Source organism: Nocardioides taihuensis (assembly GCF_042657275.1).
Classification (GTDB): domain Bacteria; phylum Actinomycetota; class Actinomycetes; order Propionibacteriales; family Nocardioidaceae; genus Nocardioides; species Nocardioides taihuensis.
Window position 1 is genome coordinate 42194 of the sequence record NZ_JBHSKD010000008.1, and the last position, 18151, is coordinate 60344.

At 73.4% G+C, this 18151-nt stretch carries 18 protein-coding genes and 1 tRNA gene; 14 read left to right on the plus strand and 5 right to left on the minus strand.

Annotated elements, in window-relative coordinates:
• The first annotated feature begins 55 nt into the window (after positions 1 to 55).
• Positions 56 to 877 (plus strand): metallophosphoesterase family protein, encoded by an 822-nt coding sequence (locus ACFPGP_RS07995; protein ID WP_378589066.1) that lies wholly within the window; start codon positions 56 to 58, stop codon positions 875 to 877.
• A 9-nt stretch (positions 878 to 886) separates the two neighbouring features.
• On the opposite strand, the gene ACFPGP_RS08000 is transcribed toward ACFPGP_RS07995, so the two are convergent.
• On the minus strand, positions 887 to 1543 hold the full coding sequence (locus ACFPGP_RS08000) for a hypothetical protein (protein ID WP_378589067.1): 657 nt from the start codon (positions 1541 to 1543) through the stop codon (positions 887 to 889).
• 35 nt (positions 1544 to 1578) lie between these two features.
• Between ACFPGP_RS08000 and ACFPGP_RS08005 the strand changes: the two genes are divergently transcribed.
• Positions 1579 to 3057 (plus strand): DUF7059 domain-containing protein, encoded by a 1479-nt coding sequence (locus ACFPGP_RS08005; protein ID WP_378589068.1) that lies wholly within the window; start codon positions 1579 to 1581, stop codon positions 3055 to 3057.
• Positions 3058 to 3062: 5 nt separating this feature from the next.
• Here ACFPGP_RS08005 and ACFPGP_RS08010 read toward each other — a convergent pair whose 3' ends face one another.
• Positions 3063 to 3866, minus strand: a complete 804-nt coding sequence (locus ACFPGP_RS08010; RefSeq protein ID WP_378589070.1) for a hypothetical protein — start codon at positions 3864 to 3866, stop codon at positions 3063 to 3065.
• 210 nt (positions 3867 to 4076) lie between these two features.
• Between ACFPGP_RS08010 and topA the strand changes: the two genes are divergently transcribed.
• The 6 genes from topA (at position 4077) to ACFPGP_RS08040 (ending at position 10962) form a co-directional block, all read left to right on the plus strand.
• A complete protein-coding gene (topA, locus tag ACFPGP_RS08015) occupies positions 4077 to 6806 on the plus strand; it encodes a type I DNA topoisomerase (protein WP_378589072.1) in 2730 nt (909 codons plus the stop codon).
• A 76-nt stretch (positions 6807 to 6882) separates the two neighbouring features.
• Positions 6883 to 7287 (plus strand): hypothetical protein, encoded by a 405-nt coding sequence (locus tag ACFPGP_RS08020; RefSeq protein ID WP_378589073.1) that lies wholly within the window; start codon positions 6883 to 6885, stop codon positions 7285 to 7287.
• 88 nt (positions 7288 to 7375) lie between these two features.
• Positions 7376 to 8041 carry a dTMP kinase gene (tmk, locus tag ACFPGP_RS08025; RefSeq protein ID WP_378589074.1) on the plus strand — a complete coding sequence of 222 codons (666 nt, stop codon included), beginning with the start codon at positions 7376 to 7378 and terminating at the stop codon, positions 8039 to 8041.
• The gene (locus tag ACFPGP_RS08030) at positions 8038 to 9204 is read left to right on the plus strand and encodes a DNA polymerase III subunit delta' (protein ID WP_378589076.1); all 1167 of its coding nucleotides are present in this window, start codon (positions 8038 to 8040) and stop codon (positions 9202 to 9204) included. The genes tmk and ACFPGP_RS08030 overlap by 4 nt, the downstream gene beginning before the upstream one ends.
• The gene (locus ACFPGP_RS08035; protein ID WP_378589078.1) at positions 9201 to 10790 is read left to right on the plus strand and encodes an alpha/beta hydrolase; all 1590 of its coding nucleotides are present in this window, start codon (positions 9201 to 9203) and stop codon (positions 10788 to 10790) included. Before ACFPGP_RS08030 ends, ACFPGP_RS08035 begins: the two co-directional genes overlap by 4 nt.
• Positions 10791 to 10889: 99 nt before the next feature.
• Positions 10890 to 10962, plus strand: a tRNA-Thr gene (locus ACFPGP_RS08040).
• On the opposite strand, the gene ACFPGP_RS08045 is transcribed toward ACFPGP_RS08040, so the two are convergent.
• On the minus strand, positions 10962 to 12044 hold the full coding sequence (locus tag ACFPGP_RS08045) for a phosphatase PAP2 family protein (protein WP_378589080.1): 1083 nt from the start codon (positions 12042 to 12044) through the stop codon (positions 10962 to 10964). The genes ACFPGP_RS08040 and ACFPGP_RS08045 overlap by 1 nt on opposite strands.
• A gap of 8 nt (positions 12045 to 12052) precedes the next feature.
• Positions 12053 to 12700, minus strand: coding sequence for a phosphatase PAP2 family protein (locus ACFPGP_RS08050; protein WP_378589081.1), 648 nt, complete (start codon positions 12698 to 12700; stop codon positions 12053 to 12055).
• 132 nt (positions 12701 to 12832) lie between these two features.
• Between ACFPGP_RS08050 and ACFPGP_RS08055 the strand changes: the two genes are divergently transcribed.
• A complete protein-coding gene (locus tag ACFPGP_RS08055) occupies positions 12833 to 12970 on the plus strand; it encodes a hypothetical protein (protein ID WP_378589082.1) in 138 nt (45 codons plus the stop codon).
• 3 nt (positions 12971 to 12973) lie between these two features.
• Here ACFPGP_RS08055 and ACFPGP_RS08060 read toward each other — a convergent pair whose 3' ends face one another.
• The gene (locus ACFPGP_RS08060) at positions 12974 to 13351 is read right to left on the minus strand and encodes a hypothetical protein (RefSeq protein ID WP_378589083.1); all 378 of its coding nucleotides are present in this window, start codon (positions 13349 to 13351) and stop codon (positions 12974 to 12976) included.
• Between the two features lie 183 nt (positions 13352 to 13534).
• Between ACFPGP_RS08060 and ACFPGP_RS08065 the strand changes: the two genes are divergently transcribed.
• Genes ACFPGP_RS08065 through ACFPGP_RS08085 form a run of 5 tightly spaced genes read left to right on the plus strand, consistent with a single transcriptional unit; the run spans position 13535 to position 18150 of the window.
• The gene (locus ACFPGP_RS08065) at positions 13535 to 13891 is read left to right on the plus strand and encodes a hypothetical protein (protein WP_378589084.1); all 357 of its coding nucleotides are present in this window, start codon (positions 13535 to 13537) and stop codon (positions 13889 to 13891) included.
• A 43-nt stretch (positions 13892 to 13934) separates the two neighbouring features.
• The gene (locus ACFPGP_RS08070) at positions 13935 to 15104 is read left to right on the plus strand and encodes an oxidoreductase (RefSeq protein ID WP_378589085.1); all 1170 of its coding nucleotides are present in this window, start codon (positions 13935 to 13937) and stop codon (positions 15102 to 15104) included.
• Positions 15105 to 15151: 47 nt separating this feature from the next.
• Positions 15152 to 16252, plus strand: a complete 1101-nt coding sequence (locus ACFPGP_RS08075) for an NAD(P)H-dependent amine dehydrogenase family protein (RefSeq protein WP_378589086.1) — start codon at positions 15152 to 15154, stop codon at positions 16250 to 16252.
• On the plus strand, positions 16249 to 17055 hold the full coding sequence (locus tag ACFPGP_RS08080) for an SDR family oxidoreductase (RefSeq protein WP_378589087.1): 807 nt from the start codon (positions 16249 to 16251) through the stop codon (positions 17053 to 17055). The genes ACFPGP_RS08075 and ACFPGP_RS08080 overlap by 4 nt, the downstream gene beginning before the upstream one ends.
• Positions 17056 to 17064: 9 nt before the next feature.
• Positions 17065 to 18150: an MBL fold metallo-hydrolase gene (locus ACFPGP_RS08085; RefSeq protein WP_378589088.1), complete on the plus strand. Its 1086-nt coding sequence runs from the start codon at positions 17065 to 17067 to the stop codon at positions 18148 to 18150.
• Position 18151: the final 1 nt, after the last annotated feature.

Sequence of the window (18151 nt, forward strand, 5' to 3'; positions counted from 1 at the left end):
CTAACGGCGGGTCAGCGTGCATGTGGGAGTGGGTTGTGGATGGGAGGATCGGCGGGTGGGGAACTCGGCACCGGAGCGGATCGCGCTCGTCTCGGACGTCCACGGCAACCTGACCGCGCTCGTGGCGGTGCTCGCCGACATCGAGGCGCGCGGGATCACGCGGATCTTCAACCTCGGGGACTACGTCGGCAAGGGACCGCGCGGCCGCGAGGTCGTGGAGCTCTGCCAGGAGCGGTGCGAGGTCAACATCCTGGGGAACTGGGACGACTTCCTCCCCGACCCCGACCGTGCGCACGATGACGACGCCCTGCGCTGGTGGCGCGACGAGGTCGGCGAGGCGCACGGGAAGTGGCTGCGCGACCTGCCGTTCTGCCACGACTTCCTGCTCAGCGGCCGCCGGGTCCGGCTGATGCACGCCTCGTCGGAAACCGTCCACCGTCGCGTCCGCTACGTGCACGACGGCGAGGAGTTCCTCGGCCAGTTCGCGAACACCCCGGCCACGATCGCGGCGGTCGGCGACGGTACGGAGCCCGACCTGGTCGGGTACGCCGACACCCACGACCCGGCGTACGAGACCCAGCTGCGCGGCCGCACGCTGTTCAACACCGGCAGCGTCGGCAACTGCATGGGTGACCCCACCCCGCTCTACTGCATTCTCGAGGGCGTCGTCGGCAGCGCCGAGCCCGCGCCGTGGGCGCTGTCGTTCGTCCGCGTGCCGTACGACGTCGACGCCGAGCTCGCCGTGGCCCGGCGCCTCGGCGTCCCGATGTACGACGGGTACGAGGCGGAGCTGCGGCACGGCGTCTACCGGGGCGCGATGCACCTGTTCGCGGCAGGGCGCAGCCTCGACGAGTACTACCACCTGCCCCGCGACTGAGCGCGCGGGTCAGCGCACCCGCAGCGACACCCGGCGCGCGGGGTAGCGGACCCCGGCGTCGAACCACCGGTGGAAGTGCCGGGTGAGCTGGCGCAGCGATGCCGGGTCCATCTTGATGCACCCGTGCGAGCGCCAGTCGTTGACCTTCGGCGCCTCCCAGCGGCAGATCTGGTCGCCGGGCCGGTTCGCGCACTGCCGGTTGCGGTCGCCGGTCTCGGTGTGGAGGAAGAGGTCGGTGCGCAGCGTCCCGTCGGGGCACTCCTTGGCGCCGAGGAAGAATGCCCGACCGTGGATCAGGCTCCCCTGGTAGTTGGCGTGCTGGGTGACGCGGTAGCGCCCGTCGGGCAGCCACCCCACGTTCCTCACGCACGGGTCGGTCGTCGACCCGCCGCCGAACCCCGAGCCGGCCCGCCACGACTTCCGGTCGCGCAGCACGACGTCGCCGTCCGCCTGCCGGCGGGTGACCCGCCAGACGACCTCGCTGCGCCACGGGTGGTCGTAGTCCTTCACGAAGACGATCCGCGCCTTCAGCCGGGGCCCGTCGCCGGCCGGTGCCGAGGTCGGTCCGCTGGTGGCGACCGGTGCACCCGCGTCGGCGGGCAGCGCGGGCGCGGCCACGACGAGCGCGGCGAGGAGGAGGGCGACCAGGGCCCGGACCCGTGCCATGCCGGCATTGAAGCACCGCTGGGAGGATCGGCACCATGACCGAGGACCGACTGCCCGGCCCCGACCTCGCCGCACCGCTGCGCGACGCGTTGCTCACCGCCGGCTACGCGTACGACGCGGTGGCCGCGCTGCTGGGCGAGCGCGCGCACGCCGCCCTCGGGCGCAACGAGACCACGCCGGGGCTGGCCGCGACGACCGACGGCTCGCCGCTCGCCACGCTGGTGCGGCTGTTCCTGCTCCAGGCCGTCGTCCCCGCCGACCGTGCCGAGCGGGCGCTCCCGGGCCTCGGTGACCGGCTCCTCGACGCGGGCGTGCTGGCCCGCGACGGCGACGAGGTGCGCGCGCTCCTCGACGTCCGCCCCTATGCGACCGGCGACCTCGACCTGCTCGTGGTCAGCGACCTCACCCCGGGTCTCGACGGCGGGCCGCAGGCCGTCGCAGGCGACCACGTGCTCGGCATCAGCCCGGCCGCCACCTCGCTCGCCCAGCTGACGATCCGCGAGCCGGTCGGCCGCGCGCTCGACCTCGGCACCGGCTGCGGCGTGCAGGCGCTGCACCTCGCCGAGCACGCCGGGGCCGTGATCGCCACCGACGTGAACGAGCGGGCGCTGGCACTGACCCGCTTCAACCTCGCGCTCAACGAGGTCGCCGGCGTCGAGGCGCGCGCGGGCTCGCTCTGGGAGCCGGTGGCCGGTGAGCAGTTCGACCTCGTCACCACGAACCCGCCCTTCGTGATCTCCCCGGCCACGGGCGAGCGGCTGGTCTACCGCGACTCCGGCCTGCCCGGCGACGAGGTCGTCGAGAGGGTCGTCCGGGGTGCCGCCGCCCACCTCACCTCCGGCGGCTGGGCGCAGGTGCTCGCGAACTGGGCCGTGCTCCGCGGCCGGCCGTGGCACGAGCGGCTCGCCTCCTGGGTCGACCCGGCCTGCGACGCCCTGGTGGTGCAGCGCGAGACGCTCGACCCCGCGGCGTACGTCGAGCTCTGGCTCAAGGACGCCGGCCTGCACGGGGCCCCCGACTACGTCCGACGGTACGACGCGTGGTTGCGGTGGCTCGACGAGCAGGAGGTCGAGGGCATCGGGTTCGGGTGGATCAACCTGCACCGGACCGACGCCGCCACGCCCCGCCGCGAGCTCCTCGACTGGCCGCACGCGGTCGAGCAGCCGGTCGCTCCGGCCGTCGCGGCCTGGGGCGCGGCGGTCCGTGCGCCGGTCGGCGTGGACGACCACCTCGTCCGGCGCGACGACCTCGTGCAGGAGACCCACGGCCAGCCGGGCGCGGCCGACCCCGAGACCGTCGTGCTGCGCCAGCAGCGCGGGCTGATGCGGGCCAGGCGGGCCGACACCGTCGAGGCCGCGCTCGTCGGCGCCTGCGACGGTGACCTCACGGTCGCGCAGGTGCTGGACGCGCTGGCCCTGCTGCTCGACCGCGACGCCGCCGAGCTCCGCGCGACCTACCTGCCCGTCGTCCGCGAGCTGGTCGACGAGGGCTTCCTGCTCGCGGACCCGCGGTAGGCGCCTCACGCGGCGGCGTCGCGGGCGGCGACTGCGCGGTCGCGCAGCCGCACCAGCCGTGCCCTGGTGGTCGACACGAGCAGGTCGGCGTGACCGAGGGCCTCGAGGTCCGGCACGCCCGGGACGCCCGGCACGCCGTAGCGCCACCCTGCCGCCGGCAGGTCGCGGAAGCCGCGCAGCGCGCTGCGCACCCGCTGGCCGGGGCCCGACGGCGAGGAGCCGAGCGCCAGCGCCTCCTGCACACGGCCCATCGCGAGGTCGCCCTGCGGCCGGAACCACCCGTTGGCCTTGCCGACCGCCCAGCACACCCCACCGGCGACGTGTCCGGCCGTCGTCGGCCGCAGCACCACCTCGGGCTCCTCGGCCCACACCCGCAGCAGCGCCCGCCGCAGCGCGCACCCGGCCTCCGCGTCGAGCAGCCGCCCGGCGACGGCGTCGAGCAGGTCGGCGGTCGCCTCGAGGCGGGCCAGCTGGTGGCGGTCGGGCACGTCCGGCAGCGCGACGTCGTCGTCGTCGAGCGGGTCGGCGTCGAGGGCGGCCACCGCCGCGCAGCCGCCGCAGACGTCGGCCAGCCAGTCGAGCACCCGCTGCCAGGGCGGCGGGGGAGGCCCGGGGACGGGGCCCCGCTCGCGGTCGAAGCGGGCGGCGTGGTGCTGCCAGCGGGTCTCCTCCACCGGCTCCGACCAGACGTCGACAAGGCGGCCGTCGACGAGCACGAGGTGGGTCAGGCGCAGGGCGACGTCGACGCCGGGCGCGTGGTCTTGGCAGGGAGGGTCCCACGGCTGGTGGCTGCGGTCGACGTCGTACATCGGCTGTCTCCTGGTGTGTCGGGGCGAGGTCGGGGCGGCGTCCCTGCGCACTCGCGGGCCCCCACCGTGGCACCGCGCGCGGCTCGACGTCGGCGGTCATCCACAGGTCCACGGGGAGGGGCTGCCGCGGAGACCGATTGACAGGTCGCGCTACCGTGATCGGCCGTAGAGCGCCCGACCCCCGGGCGGGACCAGGAGACGCGAACCCCAGTGGCACACAAGTTGGTCATCGTCGAGTCACCGGCGAAGGCCCGCACGATCGGCGGGTACCTCGGCGAGGGCTATGTCGTCGAGTCCTCCATCGGCCACATCCGCGACCTCCCGAACTCGGCCGCCGACACCCCCGCGAAGATCAAGGACAAGCCGTGGGGGCGGCTCGCGGTCGACGTCGAGAACGGCTTCGTGCCCTACTACGTGGTGCCGCGCGACAAGAAGTCGCACATCGCCAAGCTGAAGACCCTGCTCAAGGACGCCGACGAGCTCTACCTCGCCACCGACGAGGACCGCGAGGGCGAGGCCATCGCCTGGCACCTGCTCGACGAGCTCAAGCCGAAGGTGCCCGTGCACCGCATGGTCTTCCACGAGATCACCAAGCCCGCGATCCTGGCCGCGGTCGAGAACCCCCGCCAGATCAACGACGACCTCGTCGAGGCCCAGGAGGCGCGGCGGATCCTCGACCGGCTCTACGGCTACGAGGTCTCGCCCGTGCTGTGGAAGAAGGTCATGTCCGGCCTCTCGGCCGGCCGTGTCCAGTCGGTCGCCACCCGGTTGGTCGTCGACCGCGAGCGCGACCGGATGAAGTTCCGTGTCGCCTCCTACTGGGACCTCGAGGGCACCTTCGACGCCGGCAGCGACCACGACCCGCGCATGTTCCCGGCCAAGCTGCACTCGGTCGACGGCGCCCGGGTCGCCCGCGGCTCCGACTTCGGCTCCGACGGCGCCCTGAAGTCCAGCGCCCAGGGCAAGGTCGTGCACGTCGACCGCACCCGCGCCGAGGCGCTCGTCGAGGCGCTGCGCGACACGTCGTACGACGTGCGGTCGGTCGAGTCCAAGCCCTACCGCCGCTCGCCCTACGCGCCGTTCCGCACCACCACGCTGCAGCAGGAGGCCTCCCGCAAGCTCGGGATGAGCGCCTCGGTGACGATGTCGGTGGCCCAGCGGCTCTACGAGAACGGCTTCATCACCTACATGCGCACCGACTCGACGACGCTGTCGGGCTCCGCTGTCAACGCCGCGCGGTCGCAGGTGCGCGAGCTGTACGGCGCGGAGTACCTCCCCGACTCCCCGCGGGTCTACGCCTCGAAGGTGAAGAACGCCCAGGAGGCGCACGAGGCGATCCGTCCTGCCGGCGACAGCTTCCGCACCCCCGCCCAGACCGGGCTGACCGGCGAGCAGTTCCGCCTCTACGAGCTGATCTGGATGCGCACGGTCGCCTCGCAGATGAAGGACGCCGTCGGCCAGTCGGTCTCGATCCGCCTCGGTGGTGCGTCTGCGACCGGCGAGGACGTCGTCTTCTCGGCGACCGGCCGGGTGATCACGTTCCACGGGTTCCTCAAGGCCTACGTCGAGGGCACCGACGACGCGTCGGCGGCCAAGGACGACGCCGAGACCCGGCTCCCCGCGCTCACCGAGGGCGACGCCGTCTCCGCCGCGTCGGTGTCCGCGTCGGGGCACGAGACCAAGCCGCCGGCCCGCTACACCGAGGCCACGCTGATCAAGGAGCTCGAGGACCGCGAGATCGGCCGCCCCTCGACGTACGCCTCGATCATCAAGACGATCGTCGACCGCGGCTACGTCTACAAGAAGGGCACGGCGCTGGTGCCGGCCTGGCTGGCGTTCTCGGTGACCCGGCTGCTCGAGGACCACTTCCCGCGCCAGGTGAGCTACGAGTTCACCGCGGGCATGGAGGACGTGCTCGACGAGATCGCCGCCGGGCACAAGGACCGCGCCACCGAGCTCGGCGAGTTCTACTACGGCTCCGAGCGCGTGCAGGGCCTGCACACGCTGGTCACCGAGCTCGGCGAGATCGACGCCCGCGAGCTCGCGACCTTCCCCATCGGCGGGCCCGACTCGGGCATCCACCTGCGGGTGGGTCGCTACGGGCCCTACCTCGAGGGTCCCGACGAGGAGGGCAACCCCACCGGCAAGCGGGCCAACGTGCCAGACGACCTCCCGCCCGACGAGCTGACGCTGGAGAAGGCCGCGGAGCTCTTCGCCAACCCGGCCGGCGAGGAGATCGACCTCGGCCAGCACCCCGACACCGGGCTGCGCATCGTCGCGAAGAACGGACGCTTCGGGCCCTACGTCACCGAGGTCCTGCCCGACGACGCGCCGAAGTCGGCCAGGCCGCGCACCGGGTCGCTCCTGAAGTCGATGAGCCTCGAGACGGTCACGCTCGAGGACGCCCTCAAGCTGCTCTCCCTGCCGCGCGTCGTCGGTGTCGACCCCGAGAACGGCGAGGAGATCACCGCCCAGAACGGTCGCTACGGGCCGTACCTGAAGAAGGGCAGCGACTCGCGGTCCCTGGCGACCGAGGAGCAGCTCTTCACGGTGACGCTCGAGGAGGCGCTCGCGCTGTACGCCCAGCCCAAGCAGCGCGGGCGCGCGGCGGCGGCCCCGCCGCTCAAGGAGCTGGGCAACGACCCAGTCTCCGGGCAGCCGGTCGTGGTCAAGAGCGGCCGGTTCGGCGAGTACGTCACCGACGGTGAGTACAACGCCACGCTGCGCAAGGACGACACCGTCGAGTCCATCACGATCGAGCGGGCCGCCGAGCTGCTCGCCGAGCGACGGGCCCGCGGCCCGGCGAAGAAGACGGCCAAGCGGGGCGCCAAGAAGGCTGCCAAGAAGACCACCAAGAAGACCACGGGCACGAAGTCGACGACCCGGAAGTCGGCGGCCAAGAAGGCCACGACGAAGAAGGCCGCCGCCAAGAAGTCCTGAGAGCCGGTCCGCGCCATCGCCGCGAGGTTGCCCGAAGTCCCGCGCGGCGGGCCGGACAGCCCCCATACTCAGCGACATGGACCGGAGCATCGGGAGCCGGATCGCCCTGGTGGTGCTGACCGCCGCGACGATGGTGGGCGCCTACTACCTGCACTTCTTCTTCCTCGTCCAGAACTGCTACCTGGGCGATGCGGGGCCGGTGCCTGCCCTGGCCTCGACCCAGGGACGGTTCTGCGGCGACCCCGACTCACCGCTCAACTTCATCCTGCTCGGCTTCGAGGCGGGCGCCGTCCTGGCGCTGATCCTGTTCGTCTCGGCCTACCGCAGCGCCAAGGGCTGGATGGGCAAGGTGGCCTCGTTCCTGGTCCCGGTGCTGGTCATGGGCTTCACGTGGGGGCTGCTCGCCCTGCCCCGCGACACCTGCTCGCGGGCCGCCGAGAAGTCGGAGCCGGCGTACCGCTGCGCGACCTCGATGAAGTAGCGCGGGGCCCTCGGTCCGTGACTGGACCGGACCCGCGCTGGTCCCTGGGGGTGGCACCACGTAGGTTCGCCGCAGACGTCGGCACCACGTGGAGGAGATCCCGCTGAGCGAGCACCCGGGGCGGTACGCCGATCGCGGCGTCTTCGTCTGCTTCGAGGGCGGCGAGGGCGCGGGCAAGTCCACCCAGGCCGCGGCGCTCGAGGCCTGGCTGACCAGCGAGGGGTACGCCGTGCGGCACACCTTCGAGCCCGGCGACACCGAGGTGGGGCGACGGGTCCGGCAGATCGTGCTCGACCCGGCGACCGGGTCGCTGGCCGACCGCACCGAGGCGCTGCTCTACGCCGCCGACAAGGCCGAGCACGTCGAGACCGTCGTCCTGCCCGCGCTCGCGCGGGGTGAGGTGGTGGTCACCGACCGCTACGTCGACTCGACGCTCGCCTACCAGGGCGCCGGCCGCACCCTCGACGTCGCCGAGGTGGAGCGGGTCGCGCGCTGGGCGACCGGCGACCTGCGCCCGCACCTGACGGTGCTGCTCGACCTCGAGCCGAGCGCCGGTCTCGAGCGCTTCGAGGGGCGTGACCGCATCGAGCAGGAGTCGCTGGGGTTCCACCAGCGGGTGCGGGCCTCGTTCCTCGCGCTGGCGGCCGCCGACCCCCAGCACTACCTCGTGCTCGACGCGCGGTGCCCGGTCGAGGAGCTCACCGCCGCGGTGCGTGCGCGGGTCGAGCCGCTGCTCGGGCAGGCGACGCGATGACCGCCCCCACCACCACGCCCCCGATCTGGCACACCCTCGTCGGCCAGCGCCGCGCGATCGCAGCCTTGAGCGCGGCGGCCGGGGGCCACGGCATGAACCAGACGTGGCTGTTCACGGGGCCGCCGGGCTCGGGCCGCTCCAACGCGGCGATCGCCTTCGCCGCCGCGCTGCAGTGCGAGCAGCAGGGGTGCGGGCAGTGCCACGCGTGCCGCACGGTGCTGGCCGGCTCCCACGGCGACGTCACCGTGATGCGCACCGAGCTCCTCTCGATCGGGGTCGGGCAGGTGCGCGACCTGGTGCGCCGGGCCGCGCTCGCGCCCAACGGCGAGCGCTGGCAGGTCCTGATCATCGAGGATGCCGACCGGCTGACCGACCAGGCGTGCAACGCGCTGCTCAAGGCGATCGAGGAGCCCAACGCCCGCACCATCTGGCTGCTCTGCGCACCGACGGCCGACGACATGCTGCCCACGATCCGCTCGCGCTGCCGCCTGGTCGCGCTCACCACCCCCGTGCCCGAGGAGGTCGCGGAGTTCCTCGTCCGCACCGAGGGCGTCGGCGACGCCCTCGCGTCCTACGCCGCCCGGGCGAGCCAGGGCCACATCGGTCGCGCCCGGGCCCTGGCCCGCGACGAGGGCACGCGCAACCGCCGGCGCGAGGTCGTCTCGATCCCGGCCACCCTCGGCACCCTCGGCGCCTGCATGACCGCGGCCGCGAACTTGGTGGACGTGACCAAGGAGGAGGCCGACCTGATCACCAGCGACCTCGACCAGCGCGAGAAGGCCGAGCTCGACGCGGCGTACGGCGTGGTGGAGCGCGGTCGGCGGCCGCGCGAGTACGGACCGGCCCTCGCGGCCCTCGAGAAGGCGCAGAAGACCCGGGCCAAGCGCCGCCACCTCGACGTGGTCGACCGCGGGCTGATGGACCTCGTGTCGGTCTACCGCGACGCGATCGCCCTGGCCACCGGCGCCGCCGGCGCCCTGGTCAACGAGGAGATCCGCCCGGACGTCGAGAAGGTCGCCCGCGAGTCCACGCCCGAGCTCAACCTGCGCCGGATCGGCTGGATCTTCGAGGCGCGCGAGCAGATGCTCGAGTACAACGTGAAGCCCGAGCTGGCCCTGGAGTCGATGATGGTCGCGCTCAAGGTCCCGGAGGGGCGCGCGTGAACGACTCCACCAAGCGGGTCACCGTGGCGGTCGTGGTCGTGGCGATGGTGCTCGCCGCCGCGGGCTTCGGCATCGCCGTCGTGGTCTCCGCGCTGCGCTCCGGGTCCGACGGCTCCTCGTCGAGCCCCCCGTCCCCGTCGATGCCTCCCCCGGTCGCAGCTCCCGAGCCGGGCTCGACGATCGCGCCCGCGCCCGACCTGAGCCGGTTCTACGGCCAGCGCCTGCGCTGGGAGCCGTGCCGCGGCGGCTTCTGGTGCAGCACCCTCACCGTGCCGCTCGACTACGCGAAGCCGCGGGGCCCGACCATCGACCTCGCGCTGCTCAAGGTGCCCGCAGGCGACCCCGGCCGCCGCCTGGGCAGCCTGGTCGTCAACCCCGGTGGCCCCGGCGCACCCGGCACCGACTACGCCGCCTCGGCCGGCCTGGCGTTCGGCGCGCCGCTGCGCGAGCGCTACGACATCGTCGGCTTCGACCCGCGCGGCACCGGCAGCAGCGACCCCGTCGACTGCCTGTCCGACAGCCAGCTCGACCAGTACATCGCCAGCGACCCCGCGCCCGACACCGCCGCGGAGCGGCAGGAGTACGCCGGCTGGGTGCAGGCGATCGGGCGCGGCTGCCCCGCCCGCTCCGGCGCCCTGGCCTCGCACGTGAGCACGGTCGAGGCCGCCCGCGACATGGACGTGCTGCGCTCGGCGCTGGGGGAGCGCAGGCTCGACTACTTCGGGGCGTCCTACGGCACCAAGCTGGGCGCGACCTACGCCGAGCTCTTCCCGCGCCGGGTGGGGCGCTTCGTGCTCGACGGCGCCGTCGACCTCTCGATCGGGACCCGGCAGGCCGGGCTCGAGCAGGCCGAGGGCTTCGAGACCGCCCTGCGCGCCTACGTCACCGACTGCGTCGAGAACCAGGACCCCTGCTTCCTCGGCGACTCCGTCGACGAGGGGCTGGCCACGATCTCCGACCTGCTCGACCAGATCGACCAGGACCCGCTCCCGACCTCGCTCGGCCGCGACCTCGAGGTCGGCAACGCCTTCTACGGCGTGGTGACCCCGCTCTACGTCCGCGACTACTGGTACCTGCTCAGCCAGGCGCTCCAGCAGGCGATGGACGGCGACGGCACCACGCTGCTGCGGCTCTCCGACCTCTACTCCTCGCGCGGCGCCGACGGCTACACCGACAACTCCGCCGAGGCGATCTACGCGATCAACTGCCTCGACGATCCGTGGGCGATCCCCCCGGGCCAGGTGCCGGCGCAGTACGCCGACTTCGAGCGGGCCTCGCCCACCTTCGGCCGGGTCTTCGCCTGGAGCCTCACCGGCTGCGACGGCACCCGCGTGCGGGCCGAGGAGCCCTTCCCCGAGGTCGACGCGAAGGGTGCCGCGCCGATCGTCGTCGTGGGCACCACCCGCGACCCCGCCACGCCGTACCAGTGGGCCCAGCACCTCGCCGCCCAGCTCGACTCCGGTGTCCTGGTCACCCGTGACGGCGACGGCCACACCGGCTACAACGCCGGCAACGAGTGCGTCGACGATGCCGTGGAGGGCTACCTGCTGCGCGGCGAAGTCCCCCGCGACGGCCTGCGCTGCTGACCAGGCGACCGGCGTCCCGCTCCCGTGGGGACGCCGGTTTCGTCCGCCGGACCGGTGCTCCGTATACTTCCGCGGGCGCCCGGCCACCACCGGGTGCAGGCCGCCTTAGCTCAGTCGGTAGAGCGATTCACTCGTAATGAATAGGTCGTCGGTTCGATTCCGACAGGCGGCTCACAGCGTCCCCGTGCGTGGCTCCGGCCGGCGCCGGACCCCCACGGTCAGCGGGCCGAGCACCCACCCGAGGGCGGCGATGGCCAGGCCGGCCGGCACGTCCACCGCGAAGTGCCAGCCGAGGTACACCGTGGCAACCATCGTGCCCGCCAGGAAGACCGTGAGCACGATCGTCGTACGACGCAGGCGGTGCCACCACGCCAGCCCGACGATCGCGGCCGCGATGCCGACGTGGAGGCTGGCGAAGGCCGACACCTGCGCGAAGGCGTCCCCGGCGAGCGGGTGCGCGAGGAAGTCCCCACGCTGGGCCATGTAGCGCGCCTGCGTCTCCTGGATCGACATCGGCGGCAGCCCCGCGAAGTCGCCCGGGCTCTCGTTGAACGGGCCGAGCGACGGGATGGCGTAGTAGCTGGCCGTGCCCAGGATCCACGTCCACATGAGCGCGGCGATCCCGGCGTAGGCGTCCTTGATGCGCGTCGCGAGCACGACGGCGGCCGGGAACGCGACGAGCACCAGGTAGGGGAACGTCTCGTACCAGATCGCGAGGACCCGCGCGGCGACGTCCTGGCCGAGCAGGTCGTGCAGCAGCACGGCCGGGCTGTGGCCCAGGAAGAGCCAGGAGTCCCACCGGGTGAGCATCGCGTCGCGGGGGGTGTTGAAGGCGTCCCAGCTCTTGAGGTTGCGGTAGACGGCGTAGGTGACGTGGTAGGCCAGCAGCGCGCACCACACGAGCGCCAGGCGGGTCGGCGTCCACCGGGCGCGGATCGTGGCCGCGAGGGCGCGCCACGACCGTCGGCTCGGGCTGCGCAGGAGGACGTCGACCACGACGAGGCCGAGGAAGATGCCGGCAGTCAGCTCCACGCGGCTGAGCAGCCAGGCCCCCTCCGGGTCGCGGAACGGCACGCCGACCTGGATCGACCTCGCGATCCCGACAACGGCGAAGCAGGCCACGACCGCCCAGAGACGTGCCGCCCGCCGCCACTCCGTGCGCAGCTCCTCGGCACTCTCGGCGGCGGGGTCGGGACCTGACGGCGCGCCCGAGCGCTCCCGGGTCTGGTGGGTCTGCTGCGTCTGCTCGGGCATGCCCTCCATCATGCTGGACGCGGGCCGGCAGGGCGACGAGGGGGCGTGCGTGCCGTCACCAGGGGACGTGCGGGTGTGCCCGCGAGAGCGGTCACGGCACGGTGCACCAGCGGGCGTGCCACGGCGTAGGTCGCGAGGGCGACGGCTGCGCCCACCAGGAGACCCGCCGCCACGTCCAGGGGCCAGTGGGCCCCGACGTACACCCGGGTGAAGGCCATGAGCACGGCCAGGGCGGCCGTGACCAGCCCGAGCGTCCGGTCGACCAGCAGCACCCCGGCGGCGACCGCTCCCGCCATCACGGCGTGGTCGCTGGGGAACGAGTAGTCGGTGCTGCGCGCGACCAGCACCAGCGCGTCGGGCAGCACCGCGTACGGCCGCGGCTCGGCGAACACCGTGCCCAGGAGCTGGTTGACCCCGACCGCGACGAGGACACCGACCGGCGCGCACAGCGCCGCGGTCACGCGCTCCGGCCCGTCGTCGCGCCGCGCCACCCACCACGCGAGCAGCAGCGCCGCCGCGAACAGCACGACGCCGTACACCGCGAACAGGCGGGCGGGCGTGTGCAGCCAGGGCGTCGCCCCTGCGACGCGCTCGAACGCCCCGAACCAGCTCTCCTGGACAGGGGCCCACAGCACGCCGGCGTCACTCGTCGCCACGATCCTCCCGTCGGTCGTCCCGGCTGCGGCCGGGAGGCGACCGTACGCAGGGCGACATGAAGGGGGGATGAAAGGCAGCCGTCCGGCTGGCAGGATGGAGGGCGTCGGACCCACTCCCGGACGGAGGTCACCGTGCTGCCAGTCGTGGTGCTGCTCGTCTTCGTGGCGGTGGTGCTGGCCCTCGCCGTCCGGTTCGCGCCCGAGACCCGGGGGCGCTCGTGCTGCGCGCCGGTCGACCCCGACCTCGACCTCCGGATGCGCGGCGCCTGAGCCTCAGGCTCCCAGCCACACGACCGCCGCCAGGACCACCAGGCCGACGGCGAGCGTCGACGTCGACGCCACCAGTCCCTGGCGGAACGCCGACTGCCGCGCGAAGGGCGTCGATCCCGCCCGCCGCCAGAGGAGCAGCGCTGCGGAGGCCACGCACCCTGCGACCCACCACGGCACCGCCGGACCGAGGACGAATCCCGGATCGGCGAGCACGGACGCCCAGAAGCCGGGGGGCTCGGGCCAGGGGCCGAAGAGCGGAGGGACGAAGGGGAGCAGGAGGGTGATGAAGGCGTACATCACCCAGGCGCAGACGAGCGCGACGGCCAGGGTGCCGATCGTGGTGAGTACCAGGGTCCAGGCGAGGGCGCGGCGGGTGCTCATGCGCCCAGCGTCGACGTCGGCGCCGGCCCGCGCCTGAGTGCACGTGCTCAACCCGCACCACCCACTCGTTGCCCGTGTCCCGGCCGCTGAGGACTTTGGACCGTGCCGCGGGCTGCGAGTCGGACCTACCGTCGAAGGACGGACCCCGACCAGCGGGGATCCCGACCGAGACGAGGTGAGGTCATGGGCGCTGTCGTGGTGATCGTGCTGGTCGTCCTGGTGCTGCTGGTCGGGGGCGCCATCGCGGTGCGCAGCATCAGCAAGGACGAGGCCGTGCACGAGGAGCACGTGAAGTCCGGTGGCGAGTACCTGCGCTACCGGATCCCCGAGGGTGCCGATCCGGCCGCGATCGTCGTCGCGCTCCGGCACGGCGGGTACGACGTGGTGAACGACCACGAGCTCCACGGGGAGGAGCTGCTGATCAGCTGCCCGGGCGGCCCCGACCAGCACCGGTCTGCGGTGCGCGAGCTGCTCCGCGACGTCCCGGACCTCCAGGGCCAGTCGCACGGCGCGGTGAACGTGCAGTTCGCCGACGAGTGAGGCGGCGCTCGGCGACGACTAGAACACGTTACAGTTCGGACGCGTGAGCCCCGACGTCCTCGCTCCGGCCACCCTCGGCCCGGTCGCGCTGCGCAACCGGACGGTCAAGGCCGCGACCTTCGAGGGTTGCACCCCCGAGGGCCAGGTCACCGACGCGCTGGTCGACCACCACCTCGCGGTGGCCCGGGGCGGGGTCGGGCTGACCACGGTGGCCTACCTCGCGGTCGCCCCCGAGGGGCGCACCCACGCGGAGCAGATCGTGGTCGGGTCGCGCTCCCGGGCTGGGCTCGAGCGGCTGGCGGCGGAGGTGCACGGCGCCGGCGCGGCGATCGCCGGCCAGGTCGGCCATGCCGGCCCGGTCGCCAACGGACGCTCCAACGGCGTGCACGCGATCAGCGCCTCCCGGATGCCGAGCCCGCTGTCGATGCAGATGGTGCGGGCTGCCACCGAGGCCGACCTGACGCGGGTCACCCGGGCGTACGTCGACACCGCGCGGGTGCTCGTGGCTGCGGGCTTCGACGTGCTCGAGCTGCACATGGCGCACAGCTATCTCGTCTCGTCGTTCCTCGCGCCGGGGCTCAACCGCCGTCACGACCGGTGGGGCGGGTCGCTGGCCAACCGGGCGCGGCTCGCCCGGCAGGTGGCCCGCGCGGTGCGCGACGAGGTGGGCGACGCCGCCGCCGTGACGGCGAAGGTCAGCGTCGGCGACGGGTTCCGCGGTGGTCTCGGCGGCCAGGAGGCCGTCGACCTCGCCGTGCTGCTCGAGCAGGACGGCTGCCTCGACGCCCTCCAGCTCAGCGGCGGCAGCTCGCTGATGAACCCGATGTACCTGTTCCGCGGCGACGCCCCGCGGCGGGAGTTCACGGCCGCGATGCCGGTGCCCGTGCGCTGGGGGATGCGCCTCGGCGGCGCGCGCTTCCTCAAGGAGTACCCCTTCGAGGAGGCCTACTTCCGCGAGAAGGCGCTGGTCTTCCGGCAGGCCCTGACGATGCCGCTGATGCTGCTCGGCGGGATCAACCGGCTCGAGACCATGCAGCGGGCGATGGCCGACGGCTTCGAGTTCGTGGCGATGGCGCGGGCCCTGCTGCGTGAGCCCGACCTGGTCGCCCGGCTCGCGTCGGGCGAGGCGGAGTCGGGCGTGTGCACCCACTGCAACCGCTGCATGCCGACGATCTACTCGGGCACCCGCTGCCCGGTCGCGGCGGGCGAGTGATCCGGATCGGTCTTCCGCCACACTAGAACCTGTTCTAGATTGTCGCCATGAGTGCCCCTGCTGAGGTCCGCAAGCCCCTGCGCGTCGTCGCCTGGTCGACCGGGACGGTGGGCCGGCACGCGATCGCCGGCATCGACGCCCACCCCGACCTCGAGCTGGTCGGCGTGTGGGTCTCCAGTGCCGAGAAGGAGGGGCGCGACGCCGGGCGCCTGGCCGGTCTCGACCGCGACCTCGGCGTGCTGGCGACCCGCGACCGCGACGCCCTGATGGCCCTGGCCCCCGACTGCATCGTGCACACCGCGATGGCCGACGACCGGGTCTTCGAGTGCATCGAGGACCTCTTCGGCTTCGTCGAGGCCGGCGTCAACGTCGTCTCCAGCGGACCCGTGCTGCTGCAGTGGCCGGAGAAGATCCTGCCCGAGGAGATGCTCGACCGCCTCGCGAGTGCCGGCGCCCGCACGGGCGCCAGCCTGCACGTCAACGGCATCGACCCGGGCTTCGCCAACGACGTGCTGCCGCTCAGCCTGACCAGCCTGTCGCAGCGGATCGACGAGGTGCGGGTCCAGGAGCTCGCGGACTACTCGACCTACTACCAGCCCGTCGTGATGCGCGAGATCTTCGGCTTCGGCAAGCCGCTGACCGAGAGGCCGATGCTCTGGGAGCCGGGCATCCTCAGCATGGCGTGGGGGTCGGTGGTGCGCCAGCTCGCCGCGGGGCTCGGCATCACCCTCGACGAGCCGCTCACCGAGGTCGTCGACCGCCGGCCCGCCGACCGTGACATCTCGACGGTCTCCGTCGACATCCCCGAGGGGACGATGGCGGCGGTGCGCTTCCAGCTGATCGGCACGGTCGACGGCGTGCCGCGGGTGGTCCTCGAGCACTGCACCCGCACCTCGCCGGAGCAGGAGCCGGACTGGCCCCGGCCGAGCAGGGCCGACGGCTGCTACAGGGTCGTCATCACCGGTGAGCCGATGATGGAGCTGGAGCTCACCCACCGCGGCGAGCACGGCGACCACAACGTCTCCGGCATGATCGTGACCGCCCAGCGCCTCGTGAACGCCGTGCCGGCGGTCGTCGCCGCCCCCGGCGGGCTGGTCACCGCGCTGGACCTGCCGCTCGTCACCGGGCGCGGGCTGGTCACCTCGTGAGCATCCTCGACCGCTTCACCCTCACCGACCACGTCGCCGTCGTCACCGGGGCCGGGCGCGGCATCGGCGCCGCCACCGCCGTCGCGCTCGCCGAGGCGGGCGCCGACGTCGTGGTCTCCTCGCGCACCGAGTCCCAGCTCGAGCAGGTCGCCGAGCAGGTCCGCGCCAGGGGCCGCCGGGCGCACGTCGTCGCGGCCGACCTGAGCGACCTCGACGCGGTCGCCGGCCTCGCCGCGGCGGCGTACGACGTCTTCGGCCGGCTCGACACCGTCGTCAACAACGTGGGCGGCACGATCCCGAACGCCTTCCTCGACACCGACGTGGCCTACCTCGAGGAGGCCTTCCACTTCAACGTCAGCACGGCGCACGCGCTGTCGGTCGCGGCGGTGCCGCTGATGCTGAAGGGGCCCGACGACGCGCAGCGCTCGATCGTCAACATCAGCTCGATGATGGGACGTGCGTCGGGCCGCGGCTACCTCGCCTACGGCACGGCGAAGGCGGCGCTGGCGCACTGGGCACGGCTCGCCGCCCGCGACCTCGCGCCCCTGATCCGGGTCAACGGCATCTACGTCGGCTCGGTGATGACCAGTGCGCTCGAGTTCGTCGCCGGGGTGCCGGAGATGAAGGAGCAGATGGAGCGCAAGACGCCGCTGGGCCGGATCGGCGAGGCCGAGGACGTCGCCGCGGCGGTCGTGTACCTGTCGTCGCGGGCCGGGCAGTTCGTCACCGGCAAGATGCTCGAGGTCGACGGCGGCATCCAGGAGCCGAACCTCGACCTCAACCTCCCCGACCTCACGTCCTAGGGTCGGCGCGTGGCCCCGACCCCTCCGGACACCGCCCACGCGGTGTCGCCCGACTCCGGTGAGCACTGGACCGAGCCGGGCGCGTGGCCCGTGGCCGATGGCATCCACCGGATCCCGCTGCCGCTGCCGATGGACGGCCTGCGCGCCGTCAACGTCTACGCCATCGAGGCCGGGGACGGGCTGACACTGGTCGACGGCGGGTGGGCGATCGCGGAGAGCCGGTCGTTGCTGGAGTCGTCGCTGGCCTCGGTGGGGTACGACGTCCGCGACATCACGGCGTTCCTGGTCACCCACGTGCACCGCGACCACTACACGCAGGCGGCGGTGCTGGGGCAGGAGGTGGGCGCGCACGTCAGCCTCGGGCTCGGGGACAAGCCCACGCTCGACCTGATGCACCACGTGGAGTCGGTCGAGGAGGACCCCACGCTCGTCGTGCTGCGGACGGCCGGCGCGCTGGCGATCGCGGAGGAGTGGCGGCGCTTCACCGACGGGCGGGTGCCCGACGTGTCGACGTGGGGCTACCCCGACGCCTGGCTCGACGGCGACCAGGTGGTCGCGGTCGGCCCACGGTCGCTCGACGCCGTGCACACCCCCGGCCACACCCAGGGGCACTTCGTCTTCGCCGAGCGCGCGGCCGGGCTGCTCTTCGCCGGCGACCACGTGCTGCCGACCATCACGCCCTCGATCGGCTTCGAGCCCGTGCCGGTCGAGCAGCCGCTGCGCGACTTCCTCGGCTCGCTGGCCAAGGTCCGGGCGATGCCCGACCTGCGCCTGCTGCCCGCCCACGGCCCGGTCGCACCGTCGTCCCACACCCGGGTCGACGAGCTGCTCGCGCACCACGAGCACCGGCTCGCGCTCTGCCTCGAGGCGATCACCCACCGCCCCGGCACGGCGTACGACGTCGCGGGCGAGCTGCCCTGGACCCGCCACGAGCGCACGCTCGCCGAGCTCGACGTCTTCAACGCCGCGCTCGCCTCGATGGAGACCAAGGCCCACCTCGAGCTCCTCGTTGCCCGCGGTCAGGCGACCCGCGAGGTCACCGGTGGCGGCGTGGTCTTCGCGGCGGTGGCGGGGCCGGTGCAATTCACGGGTTAAC